This window comes from Thermoleptolyngbya sichuanensis A183, assembly GCF_013177315.1.
Taxonomy (GTDB): Bacteria; Cyanobacteriota; Cyanobacteriia; order Elainellales; family Elainellaceae; genus Thermoleptolyngbya; species Thermoleptolyngbya sichuanensis.
In genome coordinates, this window is record NZ_CP053661.1 from 3504874 (window position 1) to 3517134 (window position 12261).

General features: G+C 57.2%; 12 protein-coding genes. 11 read left to right on the forward strand and 1 reads right to left on the reverse strand.

The annotated features are described in order from the left end of the window. Positions 1-84: 84 nt before the first annotated feature. A complete protein-coding gene (locus HPC62_RS14605) occupies positions 85-2817 on the reverse strand; it encodes a cation-transporting P-type ATPase (RefSeq protein ID WP_172356828.1) in 2733 nt (910 codons plus the stop codon). A gap of 454 nt (positions 2818-3271) precedes the next feature. Between HPC62_RS14605 and HPC62_RS14610 the strand changes: the two genes are divergently transcribed. From HPC62_RS14610 to HPC62_RS14660, 11 genes are all read left to right on the forward strand, one after another. Next, positions 3272-3805, forward strand: a complete 534-nt coding sequence (locus HPC62_RS14610) for a signal peptidase II (RefSeq protein ID WP_172356830.1) — start codon at positions 3272-3274, stop codon at positions 3803-3805. A gap of 267 nt (positions 3806-4072) precedes the next feature. Beyond that, on the forward strand, positions 4073-5320 hold the full coding sequence (locus tag HPC62_RS23140; RefSeq protein ID WP_216655262.1) for a YbaY family lipoprotein: 1248 nt from the start codon (positions 4073-4075) through the stop codon (positions 5318-5320). Between the two features lie 340 nt (positions 5321-5660). Then, positions 5661-6167, forward strand: a complete 507-nt coding sequence (locus tag HPC62_RS14620) for a MarR family winged helix-turn-helix transcriptional regulator (RefSeq protein WP_172356832.1) — start codon at positions 5661-5663, stop codon at positions 6165-6167. Beyond that, positions 6160-6600 carry a lipocalin-like domain-containing protein gene (locus tag HPC62_RS14625; RefSeq protein ID WP_172356834.1) on the forward strand — a complete coding sequence of 147 codons (441 nt, stop codon included), beginning with the start codon at positions 6160-6162 and terminating at the stop codon, positions 6598-6600. Before HPC62_RS14620 ends, HPC62_RS14625 begins: the two co-directional genes overlap by 8 nt. Positions 6601-6880: 280 nt before the next feature. Beyond that, on the forward strand, positions 6881-7402 hold the full coding sequence (locus tag HPC62_RS14630; RefSeq protein WP_205370644.1) for a KGK domain-containing protein: 522 nt from the start codon (positions 6881-6883) through the stop codon (positions 7400-7402). Positions 7403-7549: 147 nt separating this feature from the next. Next, on the forward strand, positions 7550-8062 hold the full coding sequence (locus HPC62_RS14635) for a methyltransferase family protein (RefSeq protein ID WP_172356838.1): 513 nt from the start codon (positions 7550-7552) through the stop codon (positions 8060-8062). A 92-nt stretch (positions 8063-8154) separates the two neighbouring features. Next, on the forward strand, positions 8155-8544 hold the full coding sequence (locus tag HPC62_RS14640; RefSeq protein WP_172356840.1) for a YkvA family protein: 390 nt from the start codon (positions 8155-8157) through the stop codon (positions 8542-8544). Between the two features lie 60 nt (positions 8545-8604). Beyond that, positions 8605-9978 carry a cytochrome c biogenesis protein gene (locus HPC62_RS14645; RefSeq protein WP_172356842.1) on the forward strand — a complete coding sequence of 458 codons (1374 nt, stop codon included), beginning with the start codon at positions 8605-8607 and terminating at the stop codon, positions 9976-9978. Positions 9979-9989: 11 nt separating this feature from the next. After that, on the forward strand, positions 9990-10904 hold the full coding sequence (gene nadC, locus HPC62_RS14650) for a carboxylating nicotinate-nucleotide diphosphorylase (protein ID WP_172356844.1): 915 nt from the start codon (positions 9990-9992) through the stop codon (positions 10902-10904). A 142-nt stretch (positions 10905-11046) separates the two neighbouring features. Next, complete coding sequence (locus tag HPC62_RS14655; protein ID WP_172356845.1) at positions 11047-11391, forward strand: DUF4870 domain-containing protein; 345 nt, start codon at positions 11047-11049, stop codon at positions 11389-11391. Between the two features lie 39 nt (positions 11392-11430). After that, a complete protein-coding gene (locus HPC62_RS14660; RefSeq protein ID WP_172356847.1) occupies positions 11431-12096 on the forward strand; it encodes a sulfotransferase family 2 domain-containing protein in 666 nt (221 codons plus the stop codon). The last annotated feature ends 165 nt before the right edge of the window (positions 12097-12261 follow it).

Sequence of the window (12261 nt, forward strand, 5' to 3'; positions counted from 1 at the left end):
TTAGGTTTTTGCTCAGGTTTTTGATTAGACTTCCGGCGGGCAATCCAAAATCGCCAATCCAAACTCCAAACTCCACAAGGTTCCCTACTCCGGCGGATGCAGCCGATTGGCGATCGCCGCCACGCCAATCATCGGCACCCCAATCAGCAGACAAATGCCCCACTGCTCTGGGCTTAGCGGCGCAGTGGCAAACAGGCGATTCATCACGCTCCACTGGCTGAAGAGAACTTGCAGGGCGATCGCCCCGGCAATGCCCGCCAACACGGCCGGAGCGGGCGGAATCTGCTGCACCCGACCGCGCAGCTTATCCACCAGTCCCAGCCCCAATTCGCTGATGCTCAGCAGGTAAAAAATCCGACCCGCTACTAGCGCCTGGATCGCCATCGTCCGCGCCAGCGCAATGTTATCCATAGTCTGATGAATCCACTCAAACACGCCAAAAATCACAATCCAGTTGAACAGCGACACGAGTAAAACGCGCATCAGCAGCTTGCGGTTGAGCAGTGGCTCGCGGGGGTTGCGCGGCGGACGCTGCATCACCCGCTCCGACTTGGGTTCAAAGGACAGGGGCACGGTCATGGCGATGGAGTTGATCATATTCATCCACAGCACTTGCAGCGATAAAATCGGCAGCGCCCGATTCAGCAGCACGCTGATCAAAATCGACATCGACTCGCCCCCATTCACAGGCAGCAAGAAGGCGATCGCCTTCAGCAGGTTCCGATAGACCGTCCGCCCTTCCTCCACCGCCGCCTCGATGGAGGCAAAGTTGTCATCCGTCAGGATCATGTCGGCGGCTTCCTTCGCCACTTCTGTCCCTGCCCGCCCCATTGCCGTACCAATATCCGCCTGCCGCAGCGCCGGGGCATCGTTCACGCCGTCGCCCGTCATCGCCACCACGTTGCCCTTAGCCTGCAATGCTTCCACCAGCCGCAGCTTTTGCTCTGGCGCAACGCGGGCAAACACCGAGCCGTCTTCCACCGCATTGGCAAGCTGCCGATCGTCCATCTCCGCCAGGGCTTGCCCCGTAAAGGCCTGCACCTGTCCATCCCGCTGTAGCCCAATCTGGCGGGCGATCGCCGTTGCCGTGCCAATGTGGTCGCCCGTGATCATCTTCACCTGAATACCCGCAGACTGGCAGGCCCGCACTGCTCGCACGGCCTCCTGGCGCGGCGGATCGATCATCCCTTGCAAGCCCAGAAACGTCAGGCCAGTGTCAATATCCGGCGGGTCAAGCGTGTCTTGCGCCAGAGATGTTGTGGCAAAGGCCAGCACCCGCATTCCCGCCTCAGTCATAGACTCGACCTGGCGCTGAATAGCAGCCACATCCAGCGGCTGGAGTGTCCCACTGGCAGACAAAGCGCGATCGCAGCGAGAGAGAATTGCCTCCACCGATCCCTTCGCATACACCAGGCGATATTGCTTCGCACCGCTGCCGCGATCGCCTTCACCCGTCGAATGCAGCGTCGCCATATACTGATGTTCCGACTCAAACGGAATGAAGTCGATGCGGGGCAATTCTGCCTTGAGGGTTGCCATCTCAAAGCCCGCCTTTTGCGCCGACACAATCAGCGCCCCCTCCGTCGGATCGCCAATCATCTGCCACTGGCCATCATCCTGCTCCAGATAAGACTCATTGCACAGCAGCCCCGCCTTCAGGCACTCTGTCAGCGCCGGATTCATTGGCTGACCAGACTCCACGGGCTGAATTGCGCCCACTGGACTGTAGCCTGTCCCCGTCACAAAAAACGCCGCCCCGCCCGCGTAGATTTCCTGCACAGTCATCTGGTTTTCCGTCAGCGTGCCCGTCTTGTCCGAACAGATGACGGTGGCGCTGCCCAAGGCCTCCACCGCAGGCAGCTTGCGGATAATCGCATGGCGACGAGCCATCCGCGACACGCCGATCGCCAGCGTAATCGTTACCACCGCAGGCAGCCCTTCGGGAATCGCGCTCACCGCCAGCGCCACCGCCGCCTCAAACATATCTGGCCAGGGATTTCCATAGCCCAGCCCCACCACAAAAGTCAGCGCTGCCACCGCCAGGATAAAATAAAGCAGCGTTTTGCTGAATTTTTCAAACTTCCGGGTGAGCGGCGTAGATAAGTTAGTCTGCCGCTGCATGAGTTGGGAAATGCGCCCGGTTTCGGTGTCGTTGGCGATCGCCACCACAACGCCGCGCCCGCGTCCAGAAGTCACAAAGCTGCCCGCATAGGCCATGTTCCGCCGATCCGCCAGCGGCGCATCTTCCGCCATCAGGTCAATGCACTTCTCTACCGCCACCGACTCGCCCGTCAGCGCCGACTCGCTAATCTGCAAATTTCGCGCCGTCACCAGCCGCAAATCTGCCGGAACCTTGTCGCCCGACACCAGCTTTACCACGTCCCCCGGCACCAGTTCCGCCGACGACACCTGCACCGTCTGCCCATCGCGCACCACCGTCGCCTCGGTTTGCACGGTCGCCGCCAGCGCAGCGATCGCGCTTTCTGCCTTCGCCTCCTGCACGTAGCCGATGATGGCGTTAATCAGCGTCACACCCCAGATCACCCAGGCATTTACCCACGATCCCAAAAACGCCTTGACCGTCCCTGCAATCAGCAAAATGTAGAGCAATGGCTGATGAAATTGCAGCAAAAACCGCACCAGTGGACTCTTCCCCGGCGCTGCCTTGAGTTCGTTGGGCCCATACCGTTCTCGCCGCCGGGCCACCTCATCAGCAGATAGGCCAAGCCGGGGATCAACGTCGAGCGATCGCGCTACGAGGTCGGCGGGTTGCGCGTGCCAAGATTGAGCTTGCGACTTTTCTAGAGTGCGAGTCATAGGCAGTTCCAAATCAAAATCTTAAGTTCACTAAATCGAAATCTTGAGTTAAATCGAGGCAATTGCTCCCACCGAAATTTACGCCTAAGAGCTAATTTATGAAGCAAATCTTAAGAAGCCTGAAACTCTTGACATGTGTGGCTTTGAGGTCATGTTTGCCCAGGAAAAGCGGTTTCTCGGAAATCCTTGATTAACAAGGCTTTCAGGCTCCTTTACAAATTGGCTCTAAAGCAGGGAAAAAAAATCTATCGCCAGCCAGAAATTTCAAACCCCAAACTCGTCTGGATCTAACAATCTGGATCTAACAAAAAGACTGGGCAGCATGAAAACTAAAATCAGTGTGTCAACCCGAAACCTCGAAACTCATGTATTAAAACCATGCATCAAAACTTATGTATCAAAACCATGTATCAAAACCATGAACTAAAACCGATGTATCAATTGACCATAGCGGATGCTGCGGGCAAAAACTTTCATGACAGAAACTAGGGCTAGAAATCGCTGGGCCTGGATCATTGGGCTGGCTGGCGGCGTGTTGGGATTTTTAATTCAAGTCCTCATACGCAAGGCTTTTGAGGAGCAGCTTCTATCCAAAACCCTGCCGCTCATACCAGGAGTTTTCCATCTCACTTATCTGAAAAATCCTGGTGCTGCTTTCTCATTTTTTGATTCAAACTTGACTTCCTGGACACTCTGGCTACGACTGATTTCAATGGGAATCATTGCTGTCGTAACGCTGCTATTTAGCAGATTTAGAAAAGAGATGATTCTGCCCCTGCAAGTGGGATTAGGACTACTGCTAGCTGGGGGGATCAGCAACACGGTCGAGCAAATTTTATACGGCGACATTGCGATCTACTTAGATTGGCGATCGCCCCCGCTTCCTATTTTCAACTTAGCAGATATAGCCGTCAGGCTGGGAAGTTTTGTTACAAACATTTCCATCCTGTATTGGCTACTTTCAACCCTCATCCGACGATTCCGCTAGAGCAATTTCTTAACAATCGATATTGCTGGACGTTGCAAAAACGGAAACTTCTGGTGATCCCCAGAAAATTCCCTGTTATCGTTCAAAAGTGATAGGACTTACGCAGTTGGACGATTTCTCATGGGCGCAGCCCGCGAGAAATCGTCCAAGACTCAGAAAACTTATCGCAAGTGCGTAGGTTCTGAGTGAGTCAATCTTGGGTTGACTTTGGGCTGACCTGTTGATGAATGCCTGGTTACTGATGCACAGATGTTACACATGTTAACGATGAAGAAGACTATATTTTCCCGATGGGCAGGTGTGGGATTGGGCGTGATGCTGCTCGGTCAGGGCGTTGCGGGGGCGCTGCCGAGGGCGACGCTGGCCCAGGCAGGCGAAGCGTGGTATAACTGCCTGACCCGCGAAGTGTTTACGCCAGAAAAACGGGCCTGGTGCGATCGCCTCAATATCGCCCTCAACGCCAGCTACAGCGTCCCCAGCCTGGGCGAACAGCCGCAGGTCGGCGTGATTACCTTTGAAAATGGGCGGTTTGAAGATCCGAATCGGCGGCTGAATGCGGTGCTGTCGCGGCAGCAGGGACAGATCGCATTTGGCGACCTGGATGGCAACGGCCAGCAAGATGCCGTGATGATCATGGCAGTGAATACGGGCGGCTCCGGCATTTTCGTTTACCTCGCGCCGCTGCTGAACCTGGACGGGGCGATCGAGTCGCCGATGCTGGCGGGGCTGGGCGATCGCATCCAGGTCAACCGTGTCCGCATTCTGGACGACGGGCTAATCAGCGTCAACATGATTATTCAAGGCCCCAACGATCCCCAGTGCTGTCCGACGCAGGAAGTCACGCAGTTTTATCGCGTCATCGACGGTTCTGTGGTGCAAGTGCCGCCCTCTGGTGAAACGCTGCCCGCCCTCCCAGGCGCATCGACACTCCCCGACGGCACCACGCTTTCCTTCTTCCAAACACCGGGTTACGCCGTGCGCCTGTTCAGCCGCAATGGCGCAATGCGGATGAACCTGTTCAATCGGCAAACGGGACGGCTAGAGCTAAACGGCGTTCCCGTCACGGCCACAACTGATGCAGACGGCACGACCTACGCCTACGAGGGAGCGCTTTCTGCACGGGTCTGTCGCGGCAATTCAGGAACCCAATCGCTTACGGTAAACGGTATGGTGCAACAGTCATCGCTCGTCACGGGTACGGTTACCTATCTGCCGCGAATTGCGCTGCCGCCCAACGCGCTGATCGAAGTGTCGCTGGCGGATGTCAGCCGCGCCGACGCACCCGCCCGCATCTTGGCCACGCAGACGATCGAGTCCAACGGTCGCCAAGTCCCCTTTGCCTTCGCGCTACCCTATGACCCAGCGCAGATCGACAGCCGCTACACCTACGCGGTGCAGGCCCGAATCACGATAGACGGGCAGTTGCGATTTATCAACACCACGCGCACCAGCGTTATTACCAACGGCAGCCCGACAGAGGGCATTGAAATCGTGGTCGATCCAGTGCAGCGTTAGCGCAGCCCATAGGTATTAGCCCGGCAGTGTTGGATCTAGCATTCTGAATCGCCCTCTTCCCCCAGCCCCTTCTGCCAAAGGAGAAGAGGAGCCGGATCGGAAGTCCCTCGCCCTCTGGGAGAGGGATTAGGGTGAGGGCAGATGCAGTGACAACAGTTACCGACCACTGCCGACCACTGCCGACCACTGCAGGGCTTCCCGCTATTTCAGTTAGAGCGTTATGGTTTGGGGCGTTATAGTTTGGGGCGCTACAGCAGGACGGGTTGCAGGATTGCGGGGCATCGGTTTCTCTATCCTCAATCCTGCGTTAAGGTTCTCAATGTCGAGATAAAGTTGCAAGATGGAGCAAGACCGTCTCGATCACATTCTGATGCAGTGGCAGCGAGAATCGCCCCAGCTTAACGCCGCGCCGCTGGCCGTGGTGGGGCGTGTGCTGCGAATTGCCCGTCTGCTGGAAAAACACCGAGAAACGGTGCTGGCTGCGTATGGGCTAAACGTGTGGTCGTTTGACGTGCTGGCCACGCTGCGCCGACAGGGCCCGCCCTATCAGCTCAAGCCGACCGATTTGTACAGTCTACTGATGCTGTCGTCGGGGGCAGTCACCAACCGCATTGATCGGCTAGAGCAAGACGGCATCGTGGCGCGGCTGCGCGATCCGGGCGATCGCCGGGGTGTGATTGTCCAGCTTACCGACAAGGGCATCCGGCTTTCCGATCAGGTCATGCCCGTGCTGTTTGAAAAAGAGCAGGCATTACTGGCGCAGTTTGCCACAGAGCAAGAGTGCGAGACGCTGGTTCGACTCTTGCGACAGTTTCTTGTATGTCTGGAGCGATCGCTCGATGGATGACCCCAATCCGCTGGTGGGCACTTGGATGCTCGTTGCGATTCGGGCGATCGCCCCGGACGGCAGCATTAACCCCGAAGCCTACGGCCCCTCTCCCGTCGGTCGCCTAACCTACACCGCCGATGGCCACATGACGGTTCTATTTGCCCAGGGCGATCGCCCGCCGTTGAGCCATACTCCCGCTTCCCCCTTCCAGCTAGAGGCCGTGCCCAGGCCAGAACGCGCCCAGGCGTTTTCTAGCTTCAGCGCCTACGCCGGAACCTACACGCTGGCAGGCAACACCGTCACGCATCATGTGGCGATCGCCTCCATTCCCAACCGCACTGGCACAGACTTGGTACGAATCCTTTCGCTGGAGGGCGATCGCCTCACGCTGAAAACGCCGCCCAGCGCAAACTCCACGCACGTTGAGCTAATCTGGCAGCGACTTTCATAGGGTCCCTCGCCCCAGCGCCCCCTCGCCCCAGCGCCCCAGCGCCCCCTTGGCCCCAGCGTCCCCTTGCCCCAGCCCCCTTACCCTTTCGCCGCATCTCCGTATGGAATTACTCTGCCATGAATGTAAATAATCGGTGAAATCCCCACAGAAAGCCGTCTCCAAGTCTTGACAGATTGCCTTGGAATTTGCCTGATCTGACCCACCGCGCAGTGTAAAAGATGACATGGAAATGCGCGATCGCCAAAGGGGGGCAATCATGCCGATACAAAATAATCTCGATATGACGGCATTCAATGATGATGATGTGTTGTCATTTCGAGACGGCACTGTTCGAGTCGCTACGTTACGCCATGTTCTAGATGTCGCACTCAGTTCCAAGCTGCCCGATGCGCTGGCAGATTCGCTAACGACGCAAAAAGCCCTATTCGGGGGCGATCGCCAGTTTCGCAGCAGCAAAGCCTGGATGCGTCAGGATCGCAACTGGTTTCAAGACGGCATTGATTGTGAAGTCTTGCAGCTTGGCTCGGCAGGCTGGCAGCAGGGCAAACTGCGGCTGCGGGTGACGGTCGAATTTGTGCCCAACGAACTCACGGCCCAGCCCGTCTACACCGACTACGCCGAAACGCCCGAATTCATTGACTTGCCGCTGCTGCCCGACGAGACAAAGGCCAGCCTTGGGAACGCCTATCGTCAGGGTCATCATGGTCATCGAAATGGTCATCAAAACGACTACGGGAACGGCCACCTGAACGGCAATGGTCATCAAAACGGCAATGCCTACACGAATGGAGCGGGTCTCTAACCCGGCATACCTCTCTACCCTCTGCCCCAAGCCCCTGCCATCGGTTTCGCGGTAGGATCGATAACAAAGATCAATGGTTCTCAGCAATTCTGCTTCTCAGCAATTTCGGCAAGTCATTGATCCATGCCGTAATTCCGACCCATGTTTATGAAACCACTCACCGACTGGGGATTTAGCCGCGAGGACTGGTGGCAAGGCAAAAAGGGCGAATATTGGGTCATCTTGCAGGCGGTGCTGCTGCTGGGGCTGCTGATTTTGCCAACCGTGCCTGTGCCAAGGCTGGTGATTGAGCCGCCCTTGCGTTATGGGCTGTGGGCGATCGCCGCTCTGTGTGCGCTCACTGCCGCTATATTTTTGGGCAAAGGGCTGCTGGACTTGGGCCAAAGCCTGACCCCGCTGCCCTACCCGCGAGAGGATGGGCAACTGGTGCAAACGGGTGTGTACCGCATTGTGCGCCATCCCATCTACAGCGGCGTGATTTTTGCTGTGCTGGCGATCGCTCTCTATCGGCTCAGTGGGACGCACCTGCTGGCGGCGCTGGTCTTCTTTATCTTTTTTAACGCCAAGGCCGCAAAAGAAGAGGCCTGGCTCCAGGAAAAGTATCCCGACTACGTTGAGTATAAAACCCGCGTCAAGCGCCTGATTCCCTGGCTCTACTAGCTCCTGCGACCAAACCCCGCAGTGCCCAAGCTCCAGCGCTATACTCAGAACTAGTGCCTAAGAGTCAAGGTTTAAGCGTGAGGTTTTCAAACATGGCGCGTGGGTTTTCGGAACAGGGATTTTGGCAATCGCTCCAACGAGCAGCAGTGTATGCGGGGCGCGAGGTCGTGGAAAAGGCGCTGACGCTCTACTTTGCAGCTCAGCGACCCGAAACCCCCGTCTGGGCAAAAACCGTGATTTACTCAGCGCTGGCTTATTTTATTCTGCCCGCAGACGCAATTCCCGATTTTGTGCTGCTGACAGGTTATGTAGACGACCTGGGCACGCTGGCGGCAGCGCTGGGCGCAGTGGCAATGGCGATCACACCCGAAGTTAAAGCAGCCGCGAAGCAAAAAGTGACCGACTGGTTTGGCGACGGCACCGAGGTAAGCAGCGGTAGCGCTCCAGAAGGCGACGCAATTCGTGAGATTGTAATTGAGTAGTGTGATTTGCAAAGGTATGTAGTACTGAGTGACTGCATACCTTTTCGCTTAGATACCCCCATGTCTCTAAACTCCGCCACGCCTTCTTCCTGGAAAGACCTGCCCCGCCAATACTTTCAGCGGGAGCTGCTGCCGCTGCTGGCGGACTTGCGACTGGCAATTGTGCTTTTGCTGGCGATCGCCCTCTTCAGCATCTCCGGCACGGTGATCGAGCAGGGGCAATCGCTGGCGTTTTATCAAGAAAACTATCCCGAAAGCCCGGCCCTGTTTGGCTTTTTGACCTGGAAGGTGATTTTGGCGGCAGGGCTGGATCACGTCTATCGCACCTGGTGGTTTCTGGCGCTGCTGATTCTCTTCGGCTCCAGCCTGATCGCCTGCACCTTTACCCGCCAGTTTCCCACCCTCAAGGCGGCGCAAAAGTGGAGCTACTATAGCCAACTGCGCCAGTTTGAGAAGCTGGCCATGAGCGCCGAAGTAGATGCCGCAACGCTCGACGGGCTAGAGCCACTGCTGCGACGCAAGGGCTATCGGCTGTTTCGCGAGGGCGATCGCCTCTATGCGCGGAAGGGCCTTGTCGGACGCATCGGGCCGATCATCGTCCATGCCAGCATGATTCTGGTGCTACTGGGGTCGATTTGGGGCGCAATGACGGGCTTTTTTGCCCAGGAGATGATTCCCAGCGGCGAAACCTTCACCATTCAAAATATCTTCGATGCGGGCCCCTGGGCAGCGCCGCAAATTCCCAAGGATTGGTCTGTGCGCGTGAATCGCTTTTGGATCGACTACACGCCAGAGGGCAACATTGACCAGTTTTATTCCGACCTGTCGGTGCTGGATGCTGCTGGGCAGGAAGTGAAGCGCAAGACCATCCACGTCAATGAGCCGCTGCGCTACAGGGGCGTGACGCTGTATCAAGCGGATTGGGCGATCGCCGCCGTGCGCGTGCAGATCAACAACAGCCCGATTTTGCAAATCCCAATGGGGCAACTCGATACGGGCGGCGCGGGTCGCCTCTGGGGAACCTGGCTTCCCACCAAGCCCGACCTCAGCGAAGGCGTATCGCTGATCGCTAAAGACCTGAAGGGAACGGTACTGGTATACGACCAGGACGGGCAACTGATTTCCACCGTGCGGGCGGGCATGGCGACCGAAGTCAACGGCGTGCGGCTGACCATTGCCGAACTGGTGGGCAGCACGGGGCTACAAATCAAAGCCGATCCAGGCATTCCCATCGTCTACACGGGCTTTGGGCTACTGATGATCAGCGTCCTGATGAGCTATGTATCGCACTCGCAGGTGTGGGCATTGCAGCAGGGCAAAACGCTCTATGTCGGCGGTCGCACCAACCGTGCCCAAGTTGCCTTCGAGCGGGAGGTTTTGGACATGCTGGATGCCCTCAGCGCCGCTCCCCACCCTGCAACAGCGGAGGCTTAGCCCAAACTCCTATGCAGCACTCTGAACTGCTCCCTCCTAGCCCAGGCAGCGCGATCGCCCTCCTGCCGCCTACCGTGTTGCTCGATCGGCTGCTGCAAGACTGGCTCCTAGAAGACATTGGGCGGGGCGATCGCACAACGCAATCCCTATTTCCCAAGGGCGCTCCCCAGGGCCAGGCGCAGTGGGTCGTCAAAGAGGCGGGCGTGGTGGCGGGGCTGCCGATGGCGGCGCGAGTATTTTACTTACTCAATCCAGCCGTGCAGTTCAAGGCGCTGGCGCAGGATGGCGAGTGGTGCGATCGCGGTCGCGTCATCGCCCAAATCATCGGCCCGCTGGATGCCCTGCTGACGGGGGAGCGCGTGGCGCTGAACCTGGCCATGCGGCTGAGCGGCATTGCCACCCTGACGAGCAAATACGTCGCTCAAATTGCCGACCTGCCCGCCCAACTGGTAGACACCCGCAAAACCACGCCCGGCCTGCGAGTATTGGAAAAATACGCAGTGCAGGCAGGCGGCGCGGTGAACCATCGCCTGGGGCTGGACGATGGCGTGATGATCAAAGATAACCACATTGCGGCAGCAGGGAGCATTGCAGCGGCGATCGCCCAGACGCGGGCCCGCATTCCTTATCCGCTGACGGTGGAAGTGGAAACCGAAACCCTGGAGCAGGTTGCCGAAGCCCTCGAACATGGCGCAGACATTATCATGCTAGACAACATGCCCGTAGAACAGATGAGGGAGGCAGTGCGGATGATTCGCCGCACGAACCCGCACATCAAAATCGAAGCATCGGGCAACATTACCTTGGAGACGATCCGGGCGATCGCCGAAACGGGCGTAGACTATCTTTCCAGCAGCGCCCCCATCACCCGCTCCTCCTGGCTGGACCTGAGTATGCGAATCCAGACCCCTGACCCGACCCGCTAGCCGACCCGCTAGCCACCTCCGCCATTCCGCAAACCAAGCGGCCCGTAAAACACCCCCTCCTGGTTACGGAAAACCTCCCCTCCGCCTGCATGATTCCTGCCAGCAAAAACGATAGGATGTAGCTGTCGCAAGGTAAAACGACATGCAAAGCTCAGATAATTCAGACAAGCGAAGAATTCTTTCGGCCCTGTGTCATGGGTCGATTTTTATCAACGCCCTAGTTGTTTCTATCGGTATTCCCATCGCCATCCTGCTCGTTTCAGACGATCCAGTGGTCAAAGAGAATGCGAAAGAAGCCATCAACTTCCACATCAATATGTGGCTATGGTGGCTAGTTGTGGGGGTGCTTTCTATCGTTTTGGTCGGCTTTCTCCTGTTCCCGATCCTGGGGCTGGTCAACCTGATTCTGCCCATTCTGGCAATTTTCGCCTGCCTTAGCAATCCCGAAACGCGCTACCGCTACCCGTTCATCCTCCGCCTAGTGTAAGCTTGGCCAGTCCAAGTTTGCAGACTTCCAGGATGCGGGATGCTGGTTAGCCACGGTCACCAATTTATCTACACGAAAACGCTGAAGACGGCGAGTACCTCTGTGGAGGCTTACTTTGAGCCGTTTTGTGTAGAAGAGGGTGCGGCAAACCTGGCCCGCGTGCGTGAGGAATCGGTATCGGCGGCGGGCATTGTGGGCTATCGCGGGCCGGGCAAGCCAGAAGGCTGCCGCTGGTGGAACCACATGCCCGCCGCCCAGATTCGGGAACAGTTGGGCGAAGACCTCTGGACGCGCTATTTCAAGTTTTGCGTCATTCGCAATCCTTACGAAAAGGCGATTTCAGCCTTTTACTTTGGGCGATCGCACGCGCCCTCTGCACCCGATTCGCCCAGCAGCGATGCCGCCGCCTTTGAGCATTGGCTGATGACGCACGGCCCGCCCATCGACCGCAACAAGTATTTGATCGACGGACAGTTTTGTCTGGATGAGGTGATTCGCTACGAGTCTCTGGCGGCAGACCTGGAGCGCATCTGCGCCAAGCTGGGAGTGCCGTGGAATCCGGAGGCGCTGCCCCAACTCAAAACGGGAACTCGACCCAAAGTGGCGATCGCCCACGCTCTCTATACCAACAAATCCCGGCAACTGGTGGAAGCCGCCTACGCCTTTGAGCTAGATTACTTCGGCTACCAGTTTCCAGACGCTTGAGCGCTGGCTGAAACCCTCTTAGAGCTAATTTGTAAAGGAGCCTGAAAGCCTTGTTAATCAAGGATTTCCGAGAAACCGCTTTTCCTGGGCAAACATGACCTCAAAGCCACACATGCCAAGAGTTTCAGGCTTCTTAAGATTTGCTTCATAAATTAGCTCTTAACA